Genomic DNA, 13,886 nt, shown 5'->3' with positions numbered 1-13,886 from the left:
CACGCCGGTTAGTGTTATAAAAATTGAACCTAATCGTGTTGTTCAAACAAGAACACTTGAAGTTGATGGCTATAGTGCTGTACAAGTAACAACAGGTGCAAAAGTTAATAAAAAAGGCGAAGCAAAGGTACGTCGAGTACCTGCTGCTATCAAAGGTCATTACGCTAAAGCGTCTCAAGAAATTGGCTTAGGTCTTTGGGAATTTAGAGCAGACGCTGATTCTATTGCCAATATAACTAGTTTTGATTTGACTATGTTTGGTGCCGGACATTATGTTGATGTAACAGGCCAATCTAAAGGTAAAGGTTTTCAAGGTGGTGTTAAGCGTCATAATTTCTCTATGCAAGATGCTACTCACGGTAACTCTATCTCTCATAGAGCAATTGGCTCTACAGGTCAGTGTCAAGAGCCAGGTAGAGTATTTAAAGGTAAAAAGATGGCTGGTCACATGGGTGATGAGCAAGTTACTCAGGAATGTCTAGAAATCGTAAAGGTTGATAGCGACAAAGGCGTAATTTTAGTTAAAGGCTCGATTCCTGGTGCTAAGACTGGTTTTGTTAAAGTTTCGTTGTCACCTAAGAAAGACAAGGTTAACGTTCAAGTAACTAAGAATATCCAAGAAAATGCGACTTCTGAGTCTGCTGATTCTGAAGAAGCGTAAGGTTTTAAGATGAAATTAAATGTATTAAATATAAGCACAAATAAGTCAACTACTACTGAAGTAGCTGATACTATTTTTGCAAGAGATTATAATCAGTCATTGGTACACCAGATAACTACAGCTTATATGGCTGGTGGTCGTCAGGGCTCTAAAGCTCAAAAAAACCGAGCTGCAGTCAGTGGTGGTGGTAAAAAGCCATGGAACCAGAAAGGCACTGGTCGAGCTCGTGCGGGTACTACTCGTGGCCCTATTTGGCGTTCAGGTGGCGTTACATTTGCTGCCCAGCCACGTAGTTATGCTCAAAAAGTTAATAAAAAAATGTATAAAGGAGCTATCTCAGTTATTTTTTCTGAACTTGCTCGTACTGATCGTTTAAAGGTTGTTAACGAATTTGATGTTTCAGAAGCAAAAACGAAAAATGTTACTGCGCTTCTTAAAACCCTAAATATTACAGATGCCTTACTAATGACTGATGAATTGGATGAAAATTTATATTTGTCTTCTCGTAACCTATATCATGTCGGTGTTTGTGATACGCAAAGCATTGATCCTGTTAGTCTAATTGGCTACCAAAATGTTGTTGTTACTGAAGCTGCATTAAAGAGAATTGAGGCAATGTTATGAATCAAGAAAGAGTATTAAAAACCTTATTAGCACCTTTGGTATCTGAAAAGACTGCTATGTTGTCAGCTAACAACCAGTATGCTTTTAAAGTGCGTGTTGATAGTAACAAAAAGGAAATAAAGGCTGCTGTTGAACTATTATTTGGTGTTAATGTTGTAAACGTTACAACATCTGTAGTTAAAGGCAAAAAGAAAGTATTTAAAGGCAAAATTGGTCGTCGTGTTAATTGGAAAAAGGCAATGGTAAAAGTGTCTGAAGGCCAAATGATTGACGTTAGCGCATCTTAAAGAGATTTTATTATGGCACAAGTAATTAAAAGAAAACCAACCTCACCAGGTAGAAGATTTGTTGTTAGTATTGTAGATAAAGATTTACATACAGGTGCACCTTATGCACCGTTAACTGAAAGCAAAAATAGAATTAATGGTCGTAATAATGCAGGACGCATTACGACACGTCATAAAGGTGGTGGTCATAAGCGTCGTTACCGTATTATTGATTTTAAACGTAATAAAGATGAGATAACTGCACGTGTTGAACGTCTTGAATACGATCCAAATCGTAGTGCAAATATCGCATTAGTTTTATATGCTGATGGTGAGCGTCGTTACATTATTGCTCCTAAAGGTTTAAAAACTGGTGATACTGTTGTTTCAGGTACTACAGTTGCAATTCAAACAGGTAATGTTATGCCTTTAGCTAATATTCCTTTAGGTAGTGTTGTTCATTGTATTGAACTTCAACCTAAAAAAGGTGCACAAATTGCACGTAGTGCAGGTACTTCTGCTCAACTTATTGCTAAAGAAGGTAACTATGTGACGTTAAGATTACGTTCTGGTGAAGTGCGTAAGGTTTTAGCTGAGTGTCGTGCGACTATCGGTGAAGTATCTAAATCTGAGCACAGTTTGAGAAAATTAGGTAAAGCGGGTGCAACTCGCTGGAGAGGTGTTAGACCAACCGTTCGTGGTGTAGTAATGAATCCTGTTGATCACCCACATGGTGGTGGTGAAGGTAAAACAAGTGGTGGTCGTCATCCAGTTTCTCCTTGGGGTACACCTACTAAAGGTTACAAGACACGTAGTAATAAACGTACTGATAAGCTTATCGTACGTCGTAGAAATAAGGGTTAATCATGGCTAGATCATTAAGAAAAGGACCATTTGTTGACGAGCATTTAATTAAGAAAGTATTAACAGCTCAAGATAACAACGACAGAAAACCAATTAAAACTTGGTCACGTCGCTCAGTAATCGTACCTGAGATGATTGGTTTAACAATTGCTGTTCATAACGGCAGAGCACATGTTCCAGTTGCTATTACTGAAGAGATGATTGGACATAAGTTAGGTGAATTTGCACTAACTAGAACGTTTAATGGCCACTCTGGCGATCGCAAGTAATTAAAGGTGAATGACATGAAAGAAGTTAAAGCAGTACATAAATATGCAAAGGGATCATCTTTTAAAGTTAGATTGGTCGCTGATCAAATACGTCAAAAATCCGTAGAGGAAGCGTTAAACATTCTATCTTTTAGTAATAAGGGTGCAGCAGTACTAGTTAAAAAAGTACTTAATTCAGCTATCTCTAATGCTGAGCACAATGATGGCATGGATATTGATACCTTGAAAGTGAGCAGCATTTATGTTGATGAAGGTTCAACAATGAAGAGAATTCGACCGAGAGCAAAAGGTCGTGCAAATAGAATTTTAAAAAGATCAAGCCACATTACAGTTGGCGTAAGCGCAGGTTAAGTTATGGGTCAAAAAGTAAATCCAAAAGGTATTAGATTAGGTATTGTCAAAGATTGGGATTCAAAATGGTATGCCAATTCTCAAGACTACTCAAAATTTTTATTATCTGATATTGAAGTTAGAGATTTCTTATTCGAGAAATTAAGCGCTGCTTCTGTCAGTCGTGTGCAAATTGAACGTTTAGCGAACAATGCTAAAGTTACAATTCACACTGCTCGACCAGGTATTGTAATTGGTAAGAAGGGTGCTGATATCGAACAGTTAAAATCAACTGTATCTAAGATGATGGGTATTCCTGTTCACATCAATATTGAAGAAATTAAAAAGCCTGAACTTGATGCGCGTTTAGTTGCTGAGAATATTGCTCAACAATTAGAAAAGCGTGTTATGTATCGTCGTGCTGTTAAACGTGTACTTGGAAATGCAACACGTTTGGGTGCTCAAGGTATTAAAGTGATGGTTGGTGGTCGTTTGAATGGTGCTGAAATTGCACGTTCAGAGTGGTACCGTGAAGGTCGTGTTCCATTACATACATTTAGAGCTGATGTTGATTATGCACATTATGGTGCTAACACTCAATACGGCGTTATTGGTATTAAAGTGTGGATCTTTAAAGGTGAAATTCTTGACCATAAGAAAGGTACATTAGATGAGGTTGCTCGTCGAGGTGCTACAAATCAAATCGGTAAGAAGTAATAGGGATTGAGATATGTTACAACCTAAACGTACAAAATTTAGAAAAATGATGAAGGGCCGTAACCGCGGTCTAGCAGCTGGCCATAAGGTTAGTTTTGGTGAAATTGGGCTTCAAGCTACAGGTAGATGTCGTATGACAGCTAGACAGATTGAATCTGCACGTCGTGCAATGACTCGACATGTAAAGCGTCAAGGTAAAATTTGGATTCGTGTATTCCCTGATAAGCCGATTACAAAAAAACCATTAGAAGTTAGAATGGGTAAAGGTAAAGGTAGTGTTGAGTATTGGGTTGCACAAATCAAACCAGGTCAAATGTTATTTGAGATGCAGGGTGTTGATGAAACAGTAGCTCGTGAAGCATTTGCTTTAGCTTCTGCCAAATTACCAGTAAGCACTAAAGTTATTAAAAGGACGGCAATGTAATGGATATTAAAGCATTAAGAGATCAAGATATCTCTACATTAAATGAAACATTAATGACACTTTTAAAAGAGCACTTAGAGTTGCGTATGCAGCACCAAAGTGCACAATTAGATGATGCAACAAAATTAGGTAAAACTAAAAGATCTATTGCACAAGTTAAAACTATTATTAAAGAGAAACAAGCATGAGTGATAATAAAGTAGAACGCGTACTAATGGGTACAGTTGTAAGCGCTGGTCGTGATAAAACAATTGCTGTTCAAATCGATCGCAAAGTAAGACACCCGATATACAAAAAATACATCAAGCGTAGCACTAAAGTTCACGCTCATGATGAAAAGAACGAATGTTCAATGGGCGATACAGTGAGAGTGGTAGAAGCTAAGCCATTTTCAAAGACTAAACATTGGGCGTTACTTGAAGTGGTTGAAAAATCAGTTTCAGTTGATTAATATCAAAATTTAAAGAGAGTAAGACATGATTCAAATGCAAACAAAACTTAGTGTTGCCGATAATAGTGGTGGTGTTAAGGCAATGTGTATTAAGGTTTTAGGCGGTTCAAAGCGTCGTTACGCGAATATCGGTGATGTTATCAAAGTTAGTATTAAAGAAGCATCTCCACGTGGAAAAGTTAAAAAAGGTGATGTGTATGATGCTGTTGTAGTACGTACAGCACAAGGCGTTCGTCGCGCTGATGGTTCACGTATACGCTTTGACAATAATGCAGTTGTATTATTGAATACCAAACTTGAGCCAGTAGGTACTCGTATCTTTGGTCCAGTAACTCGCGAATTACGTAACAAGCAGTTTATGAAGATTGTATCGTTAGCTCCAGAGGTTTTATAATGCAAAAAATTAAATTAAATGACGAAGTAATAATTACCACTGGTAAAGATAAAGGTGCCACAGGTACAATTACTAAAGTATTAGATAATAAAGTGATTGTTGAAGGTAAAAATATTGCAAAAAAACACGTTAAAGCTAATCCTAATGCTGGTGTAACAGGCGGTATCATTGATACTGAAATGCCGTTAGCTATTTCTAATGTTGCAATTTTAAACCCAACAACAAATAAAGCTGACAAAGTTGGTATACGTACTGATAAAGATGGCAATAAAGAAAGATTTTTTAAATCAAACGGCGATTCAATCGTTTGAGCAAGTTAAGGAAATAAATCGTGTCTAGATTACAAGAAGAATATACAAATGTCATTAAACCTGCTTTACAAAAAGAGCTAGGTCTTTCTAACCCAATGGCTGTACCAAAAATTGAAAAGATCACTATTAATATGGGTCTTGGAAGTGCGCTTGGTGATAAAAAAATACTACAAAGTGCGTTAGAAGAAATGGGCCTTATTTCTGGTCAGAAGCCATTAACGTGTAATGCTCGTAAATCTGTAGCAAGTTTTAAAATCAGAGAAGGTAATGCAATTGGTTGTAAAGTCACTCTTCGTAAAGAAAAAATGTATGAATTTCTTGATCGACTTGTGAATATTGCAATCCCACGAATCCGTGACTTCCGTGGCCTAAAGCCTACTTCATTTGATGGACGTGGTAACTACAATATGGGTATCACAGAGCAAATTACATTTGCTGAAATTGATTTTGAGAAAGTAACTAGAACTCGTGGTATGGATATTGCTATTACGACAACAGCTGCTTCTGATGATGACGCTAAGAAACTATTAGCAATGTTTAAATTCCCATTTAAAGGATAAGGAAAATGGCTAAAAAGTCTATGATAAATAGAGATCTTAAACGTTCAAAGCTAGCTGAAAAGTTTAAAGCTAAACGTTTAGAATTAAAGAAAATTATTAAAAGTGTACACTCTTCTGATGAAGAGCGTTTCCAGGCAACAATTAAGTTGCAGGCACTTCCACGTGATGCATCTCCAACACGTCAACGTAGTCGTTGTGGGTTGACTGGTCGTCCACATGGTTTTTACCGTAAGTTTGGTTTGGCTAGAACTAAACTTAGAGAACGCACTATGAACGGTGAAGTTCCAGGTTTATCTAAAGCAAGCTGGTAAGGAGAAATAATATGAGTATGTCTGATCCTATAGCTGATATGTTAACTCGCATTCGCAACGCACAAATGGTTGAGAAGAAAGAAGTTAACATGCCAGCATCAAATTTAAAATCTGCTATTGCAAGTGTAATGCAACAAGAGGGTTTTATTGAATCATTTTCAGTAGATGGTGAAAAAGCAGCTAAAACGCTTACTATCAAGCTGAAGTATTTTGAAAATAAACCTGTAATTGAAACATTACAGAGAATCTCTAAGCCAAGTCTAAGAGTTTATGCCGCAAGCACAGAAATGCCTAGCGTTATGAATGGTTTAGGTATTGTTATTGTTTCCACACCTAAGGGTGTAATGACTGGACAAGCTGCAACATCCCAAAATGTGGGTGGTGAAGTCTTGTGCAGCGTTTACTAACATTGGAGAGATTGTATGTCTAGAGTAGCAAAATCACCTATTACTGTCGAAAATGGTACAGAAGTAACAATTTCTGGATCAACTATGAATGTCAAAGGAAAACTTGGCCAGATGTCTATGGATATCATTTCAAGTGTTGTTGTCGCCATAGAAGATAATCATATTACTTTTTCAATTGCTAAAGTTGAAAAGAAAGCTGAGAAAAGCGCTTGGGCTCAAGCAGGTACTGCAAGAGCCAATACTGCTAACTTAATCCAAGGTGTAACTGCCGGTTGGGAAAAGAAACTATCTTTAATCGGTGTTGGTTACCGTGCTAAAGCAATGGGTAAATCACTAGATCTAACACTTGGCTTTTCACATCCTGTTGTTTATGCTTTGCCAGAAGGGATTACAGTTGAAACTCCTTCTCAAACAGAGATTATAGTAAAGGGTATGGATAAACAAAAAGTTGGTCAAGTGGCAGCAGAAATTAGAGCTTATCGTCCACCAGAGCCTTATAAAGGCAAAGGTGTTCGCTATACGGATGAATATGTTGTTCGTAAAGAAGCTAAAAAGAAATAAACGATAAGGTATTCAAAATGAAACTTTCCAAAAAACAAGCTCGCTTAAGAAGAGCAACTAAATTTAGAGCAAAGCATGCTGAAAATAGCACTGAACGTTTATGTGTTCATAAAACTTCAGCTCACATCTATGCACAGGTTATCAGCGGTTGTGGTACTAAAACATTAGCTTCTGCGTCATCAGTAGCTGCTAAATTAAAAAATGGCGGTAATGTTGATGCTGCAACTCAGATCGGAACTGCAATTGCTGCAGCCGCTAAGAAAGCTAAAGTGACTAAAGTTGCTTTCGATCGTTCTGGCTTCAAATACCATGGTCGAATTAAGGCTTTGGCTGATGCTGCTAGAGACGGCGGGTTAGAATTCTAATTAGTTTTTGACTAATACAATATTAAAAGGCGAAGATAATGGCTGAATATAAGAAAAATAATAATAACGACGATAACGAATACATTGAAAAATTAGTCAATATACGTCGTGTTGTAAAAGTGGTTAAAGGTGGACGAATCTTTGGTTTCTCAGCACTTGTAGTTGTTGGTGATGGTAAGGGTAAAGTTGGATACGGCACTGGTAAAGCTCGTGAAGTTCCTGCTGCTATTCAAAAAGCGATGGATAAAGCGAAAAAAGCAATGAAAACGGTACCATTAACAAATGGCACTTTACATTATTCAATTACTTCAAATGTTGGTGCAGCTAAAGTTTATATGCAGCCTGCTTCTGAAGGTACGGGTGTAATTGCTGGTGGCCCTATGCGTAGTGTGCTAGAAGCTGTAGGTGTACATGATATTCTTGCAAAGTGCAATGGTACACGTAACCCAATCAGTGTAGTACGTGCGACAGTAGAGGGTTTAACTTCAATGTCTTCACCATCTATGGTTGCTGCAAAACGTGGTAAAACTGTTGAACAAATTAATGGAGAAGCATAATGGCTGATAAAACAGTAACTGTAACTTTACTAAAGAGTTTTAATGGTCGTTTGCCTTCACATCGTGCTACGGTAACAGGCCTAGGATTAAAGAGAATTAACCATACAGTAACACTTGAAGATACTCCTGCGGTAAGAGGTATGATCAACAAGGTTTCTTACTTATTAAAGGTAGAGGATTAAGAAAATGTTTTTAAATACATTGGCACCTAACGAAGGTGAAAAGAAGGGTAGAAAACGAGTTGGACGTGGAATCGGTTGTGGCTGGGGTAAAACTTGTGGTCGTGGTCATAAGGGTCAAAAGTCACGTTCAGGTGGATTTACTAAAGTAGGTTTTGAAGGTGGTCAGATGCCGTTACAACGTCGTCTACCTAAAGTTGGTTTCTCTTCACGCGTTTCTATTATTACTTCTCAGGTAACACTATCTGAAATAAACAATCTTGAAGAAACAGAAATAACTGTTGATGTACTTAAGCAACACAACTTGATTACTAAAAATATCAAGCGTGTTAAAGTTATGTTATCTGGTGAAATTAATCGTGCTGTAACTCTTACTGGTATCAAAGCGACTAAAGGTGCAAAAGCTGCTATTGAAGCTGCTAAAGGCTCTGTAAACGAGTAATTTATGTCTCAACCTCTAGGCCTTTCTGAAGACTTATCTAGACGCATCCTTTTCTTATTGGGTGCGTTAATTATTTTCAGACTCGGTACACATATAACCATTCCATTTATTTCTAGTGCAGCTCTTGCTTCTTTAGTGCAAGATCAGCAAGGCACCATTTTGGATATGTTTAATATGTTCTCAGGAGGAGCATTAGAGCGTTTATCAATTTTTACCCTTGGCATCATGCCATATATTTCAGCTTCAATTATTGTTACGTTAATGACGTCTGTTGTTCCTAAATTAGAGCAACTTAAAAAAGAAGGTGAAACAGGTAAGCGTAAAATTACACAATACACACGTCTAGGTACAGTTGTTTTAGCTGTTTTCCAATCTTACGGAATCTCTATTGCTTTACAGTCACAAAGTGCTGGTGGTGTTGCACTAGTTACTCAAGCTGGGTTTACTTTTAGTATGGTTACAGTTGTTACATTAACAACTGGCACTTTATTTCTTATGTGGTTAGGTGAGCAAATTACAGAAAAAGGTATCGGTAATGGTATTTCCATGATTATCTTTGCTGGTATTGTTTCGGGTTTGCCTTCAGCATTTGGATCAACTTTATCGTTAGTATCTACTGGTGAGTTAACTGTTATTCTTGTGGTAATATTATTGGCAATGACTCTATTAGTCACCGCTTTTGTTGTATTTATGGAAAGAGGACAGCGAAGAATAACAGTAAATTATGCTAAGCGCCAACAAGGACGTAAGATGGTTGGCGGTCAGAGTTCTTATTTACCACTTAAGATTAATATGGCTGGTGTTATTCCTCCGATCTTTGCTTCTTCAATTATCTTATTCCCTGCAACTTTAGGCGGTTGGTTTTCACAAAGTGAAGGACTGGGGTGGTTAGCTGATATTACTGCAAGCATATCTCCGGGGCAACCTTTGTATGTTATGTTCTATGGCTTAGCAATTGTATTTTTTACATTCTTCTATACTGCGCTAACTTTTGATTCTAAAGATACGGCAGATAATTTAAGAAAATCTGGTGGTTTTATACCAGGAATTCGACCAGGGAAACAATCTGCAAATTATATTGATGCAGTTATGTCTCGTTTAACAGCTTCAGGAGCAATTTACATTACAGCAGTTTGTTTATTGCCTGAATTTTTAATTTTATACTGGAATGTGCCATTTTACTTTGGCGGTACCAGTTTATTAATCATCGTCGTTGTGGTGATGGATTTTATCGCGCAAGCCCAATCTCATTTAATGTCAAATCAATATGAGTCATTAATGAAGAAGTCAGGCTTAAATTAACAAAAGGTAGCAATCATGAAAGTAAGAGCATCAGTTAAAAAAATTTGTAATAATTGTAAAATCATTAAGCGCAATGGCGTTGTAAGAGTGATTTGTAAAGAGCCTCGTCATAAACAAAGACAAGGCTAATTTCAATTGACATTGTTAAGCGTGCAACGTATAATTGCCCGTTTTTCAAATTTGAATTTTTTTGATCTTAATGAACGAAAAAAAACTTCAAAATTAAGACTAAGAAGTAAAAGGTAAAAGGATAATTATGGCTAGAATAGCAGGAATTAACATTCCAACACACAAACATATTGTAATAGGGTTGCAGTCAATATTCGGTATTGGCGAAACTCGATCTAAAGCAATTTGTGATACGTTAAAAATTGATCACTCAACAAAAGTTTCTGAAATTTCAGAGGATGTTGTCGAGTTAATTCGTGCTGAAGTAGCTAAATTTGAAGTTGAAGGCGATCTTCGTCGACAAGTTGCAATGGATATCAAGCGTCTAAAAGATTTAGGTTGTTACCGTGGTGTTCGCCATAGAAAAGGTTTGCCTTTACGTGGTCAAAAAACTAAAACTAACGCCAGAACTCGTAAGGGTCCTCGTCGTTTAATTAAATAATAATAGGTAGATATTATGGCTAAAGCACCAATTAAAAAGAAGTCTAAAAAAGTAATTACGGACGGTATTGCGCATATTCATGCAACTTTTAACAATACTATCGTAATGATTACTGATCGTCATGGTAATGCTGTCTGCTGGGCAACATCAGGTGGCTCGGGTTTTAGAGGCTCTAGAAAATCTACGCCATTTGCTGCGCAGGTTGCTGCAGGAAATTGCGGTGAAAAAGCTTTAGATTTCGGTATGAAAAACCTAGAAGTACGCGTTAAAGGACCAGGTCCTGGTAGAGATTCAGCGATACGTGGTCTGAACGCACAAGGTTTAAAAATTCAATCAATTACAGATGTAACGCCAATCCCTCATAATGGTTGTCGTCCTTCTAAGAAACGTAGAGTATAAGGATAAATTATGGCTAGATATACTGGACCAACTTGTAAATTAGCACGTCGTGAAGGCACGGACTTATTTTTAAAAAGTGGCATTAGATCATTAGATTCAAAGTGTAAATTAACACAATTACCTGGCGTACATGGTGCTAATGCACGACGTCAAAAAGGTACAGAATATGGACTTCAGTTGCGTGAAAAGCAAAAAGTAAGACGTATCTATGGCATCCTAGAAAAGCAATTTAGTCTTTATTATAAAAAGGCTTCTCAGAAAAAAGGTTCGACGGGTGAAAACTTATTATCAATCCTTGAGTGTCGTTTAGATAATGTCGTTTATCGTATGGGATTTGGATCTACACGCGCTGAAGCAAGACAATTAGTTGCTCATAAGTCAATTCTAGTGAATGGCTCTGTGGTTAATATTCCTTCTTATCAAGTAAGCGCGAATGATGAAATTTCAATTCGTGAAAAAGCTAAAAAACAAAGTCGCATTCAATTGGCGATGGAGTTATCTGAGCAAGGTGATCAGGCAGATTGGATAGATGTTGATTCAAAGGCATTAAAAGGAATCTTTAAAAATGTTCCGGCTCGTGATGATCTTTCATCTGACATTCAAGAACACTTGATTGTTGAATTGTATTCTAAATAAGGGTTTAATTATGCAAGGAAGCGCAAAAGATTTTTTAAAACCAAAGCTTGTTGAGTCATCACAAACAGGCACCAATGAGTTCAAGGTAGTTCTTGAGCCACTAGAAAGAGGATTTGGCCATACCATAGGTAATGCTTTAAGAAGAACGTTGCTTTCATCAATGACTGGTTCTGCTATAACTGAAGTAGCTATAGATGGTGTGATGCATGAATTTTCTACTATTGAAAATGTACAAGAAGATGTATTAGATATTTTGCTTAACCTAAAAGAGGTTTCTGTTGCATTAAATACTTCTGATACAGCTGAAGTGGTAATCGACAAAAAAGGCCCTTGTAAAATTACAGTTGCTGATATTGAAATGTTTGGCACAGATATTACTGCTTTTAATTCAGATTTTGTTATTGCAACGGTCAACGAAGGTGGTCATGTTCGAATGTCACTTAAAATTGGCACGGGTATTGGTTATGATACTGCTGTTTCTCGTCCAGATGAGTCTTCAACAATTGGTGGTATCCAATTAGATGCGAGCTTCTCTCCGATTAAGCGTGTTAGTTTTACGGTTGATGCAGCACGTGTTGATCAAAAAGTTAATTTAGATAAGCTGAACATGATTATTGAAACCAATGGTTCTGTTAATGCAGAAACTGCTGTAAAGCGCGCGGCTTCAATTCTACAAGATCAACTTTCATCATTTGTTGAATTAGAACTTGTAAAAGAAGAAGAGGCTTTACCAACATCTGATGACTTTGATCCTCAGTTGTTAGCAGCAGTTGATGAATTAGAGTTAACTGTGCGTAGTGCAAACTGTCTAAAAGCTGAGCAAATCTATTACATTGGTGATTTAATTCAAAAATCTGAGCAAGACCTATTGAGAACGCCTAATTTAGGCCGTAAATCATTAAACGAAATTAAAGAAGTATTGACTGACAAAGGTCTTGATTTAGGAACAGAAATTCCTAATTGGCCCCCAGTTGATCTAATGAGTGAATAAGGAAATATCATGAGACATAGAAAGTCAGGTAGACAACTAAATCGTAACTCTTCTCACCGTAAGGCGATGTTTAAAAACATGGCGAACTCATTGTTCGATCATGAAACAATTAGAACTACTTTGCCAAAAGCAAAAGAGCTTCGCCGTGTTGTAGAGCCATTAATCACAAAAGCTAAGATTGATAGTGTTGCGAACCGTCGTAATGCATTTGCTAAATTACGTGATGATGCTATGGTTGCAAAATTATTTACGCAACTAGGTCCTTTTTACAAAGAGCGTCCTGGTGGTTATATCCGTATCTTAAAAGCTGGTTTCCGTACTGGCGATAAAGCACCAATGGCAATTGTCCAATTGGTTGATTTTGACAGTTCAACTGCTGATGCTTCAGCTTCATAAGGAAAATTAAATATGCCTTCAATTAAAGTAAGAGAGAACGAACCATTTGATATTGCACTTAGACGCTTTCGTCGTTCATGTGATAGAGCCGGTGTTATTACAGACGTGCGCAAGAAAGAGTTTTTTGAAAAGCAAACGTGGGTTAATAAGCGCATGAAAGCTGCTGCAGTTAAGCGTACTCACAAAGAGATGGCTAAAAACCGCGTACATAGAAAGAGAATGTATTAATACCTATTGGTATATATAAGATTTTCAAAAATGCCGATACTTGTATCGGCATTTTTATTTTTAACTTACAATATTTAAAACATTATGTCTGAATTAAAAACACGTATTACTAATGATATGAAACTAGCCATGAAGGCTAAAGATAAAGAAGCTTTAAAAGCGGTTCGTATGATTATTGGTGCAATTAAGCAAAGAGAGGTTGATGAGCGCATTGAGCTTGATGATATTCAGGTTTTAGCTGTCATCCAAAAGATGGTTAAACAGCGTAAAGATTCTATTTCTCAATTCAAAGATGCGGGCCGTACTGATTTGGTGGATGTTGAAGAGGCTGAATTAGCTGTTATTAACAACTATATGCCAGAGCAGTTGTCAGAAGACGAGATTTTAGTTGTTGTTGATAAGGCAATTGCCGATACCGGCGCTTCTTCTATGCAAGATATGGGCAAGTTAATGGGATTGATAAAATCTCAGTTAGATGGCAGTGCTGATATGGGTGTGGTTTCTGCTATTATTAGATCTAAGCTCTCTTAACTCTTCGCAAAATTATTCTTTTACATTGAATAGTTTTTTCTAATTTCTATTCTTTTTCTCCTCTATTATATTATTAGACGTTAGTGTTTTTTATAATAAG

General features: G+C 37.1%; 29 protein-coding genes. All 29 read left to right on the top strand.

The features are described 5' to 3' along the window. Positions 1–661, top strand: a 661-nt coding sequence (gene rplC, locus P8M52_RS01685; protein ID WP_300306426.1) for a 50S ribosomal protein L3, incomplete at its 5' end; no start/stop codon positions are given. A gap of 9 nt (positions 662–670) precedes the next feature. Further along, positions 671–1,285 carry a 50S ribosomal protein L4 gene (gene rplD, locus P8M52_RS01680; protein ID WP_300306423.1) on the top strand — a complete coding sequence of 205 codons (615 nt, stop codon included), beginning with the start codon at positions 671–673 and terminating at the stop codon, positions 1,283–1,285. Further along, positions 1,282–1,572 carry a 50S ribosomal protein L23 gene (gene rplW, locus P8M52_RS01675; RefSeq protein ID WP_300306420.1) on the top strand — a complete coding sequence of 97 codons (291 nt, stop codon included), beginning with the start codon at positions 1,282–1,284 and terminating at the stop codon, positions 1,570–1,572. Before rplD ends, rplW begins: the two co-directional genes overlap by 4 nt. Before the next feature lie 12 nt (positions 1,573–1,584). Continuing rightward, positions 1,585–2,415, top strand: coding sequence for a 50S ribosomal protein L2 (gene rplB / locus P8M52_RS01670; protein ID WP_300306417.1), 831 nt, complete (start codon positions 1,585–1,587; stop codon positions 2,413–2,415). A 2-nt stretch (positions 2,416–2,417) separates the two neighbouring features. Next, positions 2,418–2,684 carry a 30S ribosomal protein S19 gene (gene rpsS / locus P8M52_RS01665; protein WP_300306415.1) on the top strand — a complete coding sequence of 89 codons (267 nt, stop codon included), beginning with the start codon at positions 2,418–2,420 and terminating at the stop codon, positions 2,682–2,684. A gap of 15 nt (positions 2,685–2,699) precedes the next feature. Further along, positions 2,700–3,035 carry a 50S ribosomal protein L22 gene (rplV, locus tag P8M52_RS01660; RefSeq protein ID WP_300306413.1) on the top strand — a complete coding sequence of 112 codons (336 nt, stop codon included), beginning with the start codon at positions 2,700–2,702 and terminating at the stop codon, positions 3,033–3,035. 3 nt (positions 3,036–3,038) lie between these two features. After that, positions 3,039–3,731: a 30S ribosomal protein S3 gene (gene rpsC, locus P8M52_RS01655; protein ID WP_300306411.1), complete on the top strand. Its 693-nt coding sequence runs from the start codon at positions 3,039–3,041 to the stop codon at positions 3,729–3,731. Between the two features lie 13 nt (positions 3,732–3,744). Further along, positions 3,745–4,155 (top strand): 50S ribosomal protein L16, encoded by a 411-nt coding sequence (rplP, locus tag P8M52_RS01650; protein WP_300306409.1) that lies wholly within the window; start codon positions 3,745–3,747, stop codon positions 4,153–4,155. Next, positions 4,155–4,343 (top strand): 50S ribosomal protein L29, encoded by a 189-nt coding sequence (rpmC, locus tag P8M52_RS01645; RefSeq protein WP_300306406.1) that lies wholly within the window; start codon positions 4,155–4,157, stop codon positions 4,341–4,343. The genes rplP and rpmC overlap by 1 nt, the downstream gene beginning before the upstream one ends. Beyond that, positions 4,340–4,606 (top strand): 30S ribosomal protein S17, encoded by a 267-nt coding sequence (gene rpsQ / locus P8M52_RS01640; RefSeq protein WP_300306403.1) that lies wholly within the window; start codon positions 4,340–4,342, stop codon positions 4,604–4,606. The genes rpmC and rpsQ overlap by 4 nt, the downstream gene beginning before the upstream one ends. Before the next feature lie 25 nt (positions 4,607–4,631). Further along, a complete protein-coding gene (rplN, locus tag P8M52_RS01635) occupies positions 4,632–5,000 on the top strand; it encodes a 50S ribosomal protein L14 (protein ID WP_053951633.1) in 369 nt (122 codons plus the stop codon). Further along, positions 5,000–5,311 (top strand): 50S ribosomal protein L24, encoded by a 312-nt coding sequence (gene rplX / locus P8M52_RS01630; protein WP_300306399.1) that lies wholly within the window; start codon positions 5,000–5,002, stop codon positions 5,309–5,311. The genes rplN and rplX overlap by 1 nt, the downstream gene beginning before the upstream one ends. A gap of 20 nt (positions 5,312–5,331) precedes the next feature. Then, a complete protein-coding gene (gene rplE, locus P8M52_RS01625; RefSeq protein ID WP_300306396.1) occupies positions 5,332–5,871 on the top strand; it encodes a 50S ribosomal protein L5 in 540 nt (179 codons plus the stop codon). Positions 5,872–5,876: 5 nt separating this feature from the next. Next, positions 5,877–6,182: a 30S ribosomal protein S14 gene (rpsN, locus tag P8M52_RS01620; RefSeq protein WP_300306393.1), complete on the top strand. Its 306-nt coding sequence runs from the start codon at positions 5,877–5,879 to the stop codon at positions 6,180–6,182. 11 nt (positions 6,183–6,193) lie between these two features. Continuing rightward, a complete protein-coding gene (gene rpsH / locus P8M52_RS01615) occupies positions 6,194–6,589 on the top strand; it encodes a 30S ribosomal protein S8 (protein ID WP_300306390.1) in 396 nt (131 codons plus the stop codon). Between the two features lie 15 nt (positions 6,590–6,604). Next, positions 6,605–7,150: a 50S ribosomal protein L6 gene (rplF, locus tag P8M52_RS01610; RefSeq protein WP_300306387.1), complete on the top strand. Its 546-nt coding sequence runs from the start codon at positions 6,605–6,607 to the stop codon at positions 7,148–7,150. Between the two features lie 17 nt (positions 7,151–7,167). After that, positions 7,168–7,515: a 50S ribosomal protein L18 gene (gene rplR / locus P8M52_RS01605; protein WP_300306384.1), complete on the top strand. Its 348-nt coding sequence runs from the start codon at positions 7,168–7,170 to the stop codon at positions 7,513–7,515. Between the two features lie 38 nt (positions 7,516–7,553). Beyond that, positions 7,554–8,072 carry a 30S ribosomal protein S5 gene (gene rpsE / locus P8M52_RS01600; protein WP_300306381.1) on the top strand — a complete coding sequence of 173 codons (519 nt, stop codon included), beginning with the start codon at positions 7,554–7,556 and terminating at the stop codon, positions 8,070–8,072. Next, on the top strand, positions 8,072–8,254 hold the full coding sequence (gene rpmD / locus P8M52_RS01595; RefSeq protein WP_300306378.1) for a 50S ribosomal protein L30: 183 nt from the start codon (positions 8,072–8,074) through the stop codon (positions 8,252–8,254). The genes rpsE and rpmD overlap by 1 nt, the downstream gene beginning before the upstream one ends. A 4-nt stretch (positions 8,255–8,258) precedes the next feature. Then, positions 8,259–8,693, top strand: coding sequence for a 50S ribosomal protein L15 (gene rplO, locus P8M52_RS01590; RefSeq protein WP_300306375.1), 435 nt, complete (start codon positions 8,259–8,261; stop codon positions 8,691–8,693). 3 nt (positions 8,694–8,696) lie between these two features. Further along, positions 8,697–9,995, top strand: coding sequence for a preprotein translocase subunit SecY (gene secY, locus P8M52_RS01585; protein ID WP_300306372.1), 1,299 nt, complete (start codon positions 8,697–8,699; stop codon positions 9,993–9,995). 15 nt (positions 9,996–10,010) lie between these two features. Further along, a complete protein-coding gene (gene rpmJ, locus P8M52_RS01580; RefSeq protein WP_103454371.1) occupies positions 10,011–10,124 on the top strand; it encodes a 50S ribosomal protein L36 in 114 nt (37 codons plus the stop codon). A gap of 127 nt (positions 10,125–10,251) precedes the next feature. After that, positions 10,252–10,605 (top strand): 30S ribosomal protein S13, encoded by a 354-nt coding sequence (gene rpsM, locus P8M52_RS01575; RefSeq protein WP_300306366.1) that lies wholly within the window; start codon positions 10,252–10,254, stop codon positions 10,603–10,605. A 15-nt stretch (positions 10,606–10,620) separates the two neighbouring features. Beyond that, entirely contained in the window at positions 10,621–11,004 is a 384-nt protein-coding gene (rpsK, locus tag P8M52_RS01570) for a 30S ribosomal protein S11 (RefSeq protein WP_300306363.1), read from the top strand. 9 nt (positions 11,005–11,013) lie between these two features. Then, positions 11,014–11,640 carry a 30S ribosomal protein S4 gene (gene rpsD, locus P8M52_RS01565; protein ID WP_300306361.1) on the top strand — a complete coding sequence of 209 codons (627 nt, stop codon included), beginning with the start codon at positions 11,014–11,016 and terminating at the stop codon, positions 11,638–11,640. 10 nt (positions 11,641–11,650) lie between these two features. Further along, positions 11,651–12,631 carry a DNA-directed RNA polymerase subunit alpha gene (rpoA, locus tag P8M52_RS01560; RefSeq protein ID WP_300306358.1) on the top strand — a complete coding sequence of 327 codons (981 nt, stop codon included), beginning with the start codon at positions 11,651–11,653 and terminating at the stop codon, positions 12,629–12,631. 9 nt (positions 12,632–12,640) lie between these two features. After that, positions 12,641–13,027: a 50S ribosomal protein L17 gene (gene rplQ / locus P8M52_RS01555; RefSeq protein ID WP_300306355.1), complete on the top strand. Its 387-nt coding sequence runs from the start codon at positions 12,641–12,643 to the stop codon at positions 13,025–13,027. Between the two features lie 12 nt (positions 13,028–13,039). Continuing rightward, the gene (gene rpsU, locus P8M52_RS01550; protein ID WP_053951649.1) at positions 13,040–13,255 is read left to right on the top strand and encodes a 30S ribosomal protein S21; all 216 of its coding nucleotides are present in this window, start codon (positions 13,040–13,042) and stop codon (positions 13,253–13,255) included. An 84-nt stretch (positions 13,256–13,339) separates the two neighbouring features. Then, the gene (locus P8M52_RS01545; RefSeq protein WP_300306345.1) at positions 13,340–13,786 is read left to right on the top strand and encodes a GatB/YqeY domain-containing protein; all 447 of its coding nucleotides are present in this window, start codon (positions 13,340–13,342) and stop codon (positions 13,784–13,786) included. Positions 13,787–13,886: the final 100 nt, after the last annotated feature.

The sequence above is a fragment of the Candidatus Thioglobus sp. genome (assembly GCF_029243085.1).
GTDB lineage: Bacteria > Pseudomonadota > Gammaproteobacteria > PS1 > Pseudothioglobaceae > Thioglobus_A.
Note: the sequence above shows the minus strand (reverse complement) of the source record. Positions and strands in the feature narration are given on the sequence as shown.

Bases quoted from the DNA above. Each gene is read 5' to 3' on its own strand.
- secY (WP_300306372.1), top strand. From the start codon at position 8,697: ATGTCTCAACCTCTAGGCCTTTCTGAAGACTTATCTAGACGCATCCTT.
- rpsH (WP_300306390.1), top strand. From the start codon at position 6,194: ATGAGTATGTCTGATCCTATAGCTGATATGTTAACTCGCATTCGCAAC.
- rpmJ (WP_103454371.1), top strand. From the start codon at position 10,011: ATGAAAGTAAGAGCATCAGTTAAAAAAATTTGTAATAATTGTAAAATC.
- P8M52_RS01545 (WP_300306345.1), top strand. From the start codon at position 13,340: ATGTCTGAATTAAAAACACGTATTACTAATGATATGAAACTAGCCATG.
- rpsD (WP_300306361.1), top strand. From the start codon at position 11,014: ATGGCTAGATATACTGGACCAACTTGTAAATTAGCACGTCGTGAAGGC.
- rplF (WP_300306387.1), top strand. From the start codon at position 6,605: ATGTCTAGAGTAGCAAAATCACCTATTACTGTCGAAAATGGTACAGAA.
- rpsC (WP_300306411.1), top strand. From the start codon at position 3,039: ATGGGTCAAAAAGTAAATCCAAAAGGTATTAGATTAGGTATTGTCAAA.
- rplQ (WP_300306355.1), top strand. From the start codon at position 12,641: ATGAGACATAGAAAGTCAGGTAGACAACTAAATCGTAACTCTTCTCAC.
- rplV (WP_300306413.1), top strand. From the start codon at position 2,700: ATGAAAGAAGTTAAAGCAGTACATAAATATGCAAAGGGATCATCTTTT.
- rplB (WP_300306417.1), top strand. From the start codon at position 1,585: ATGGCACAAGTAATTAAAAGAAAACCAACCTCACCAGGTAGAAGATTT.
- rpsQ (WP_300306403.1), top strand. From the start codon at position 4,340: ATGAGTGATAATAAAGTAGAACGCGTACTAATGGGTACAGTTGTAAGC.
- rpoA (WP_300306358.1), top strand. From the start codon at position 11,651: ATGCAAGGAAGCGCAAAAGATTTTTTAAAACCAAAGCTTGTTGAGTCA.
- rplR (WP_300306384.1), top strand. From the start codon at position 7,168: ATGAAACTTTCCAAAAAACAAGCTCGCTTAAGAAGAGCAACTAAATTT.
- rplW (WP_300306420.1), top strand. From the start codon at position 1,282: ATGAATCAAGAAAGAGTATTAAAAACCTTATTAGCACCTTTGGTATCT.
- rplP (WP_300306409.1), top strand. From the start codon at position 3,745: ATGTTACAACCTAAACGTACAAAATTTAGAAAAATGATGAAGGGCCGT.
- rpmC (WP_300306406.1), top strand. From the start codon at position 4,155: ATGGATATTAAAGCATTAAGAGATCAAGATATCTCTACATTAAATGAA.
- rplN (WP_053951633.1), top strand. From the start codon at position 4,632: ATGATTCAAATGCAAACAAAACTTAGTGTTGCCGATAATAGTGGTGGT.
- rpsK (WP_300306363.1), top strand. From the start codon at position 10,621: ATGGCTAAAGCACCAATTAAAAAGAAGTCTAAAAAAGTAATTACGGAC.
- rplD (WP_300306423.1), top strand. From the start codon at position 671: ATGAAATTAAATGTATTAAATATAAGCACAAATAAGTCAACTACTACT.
- rplO (WP_300306375.1), top strand. From the start codon at position 8,259: ATGTTTTTAAATACATTGGCACCTAACGAAGGTGAAAAGAAGGGTAGA.
- rpsM (WP_300306366.1), top strand. From the start codon at position 10,252: ATGGCTAGAATAGCAGGAATTAACATTCCAACACACAAACATATTGTA.
- rpsN (WP_300306393.1), top strand. From the start codon at position 5,877: ATGGCTAAAAAGTCTATGATAAATAGAGATCTTAAACGTTCAAAGCTA.
- rpsE (WP_300306381.1), top strand. From the start codon at position 7,554: ATGGCTGAATATAAGAAAAATAATAATAACGACGATAACGAATACATT.
- rplX (WP_300306399.1), top strand. From the start codon at position 5,000: ATGCAAAAAATTAAATTAAATGACGAAGTAATAATTACCACTGGTAAA.
- rpsU (WP_053951649.1), top strand. From the start codon at position 13,040: ATGCCTTCAATTAAAGTAAGAGAGAACGAACCATTTGATATTGCACTT.
- rpmD (WP_300306378.1), top strand. From the start codon at position 8,072: ATGGCTGATAAAACAGTAACTGTAACTTTACTAAAGAGTTTTAATGGT.
- rpsS (WP_300306415.1), top strand. From the start codon at position 2,418: ATGGCTAGATCATTAAGAAAAGGACCATTTGTTGACGAGCATTTAATT.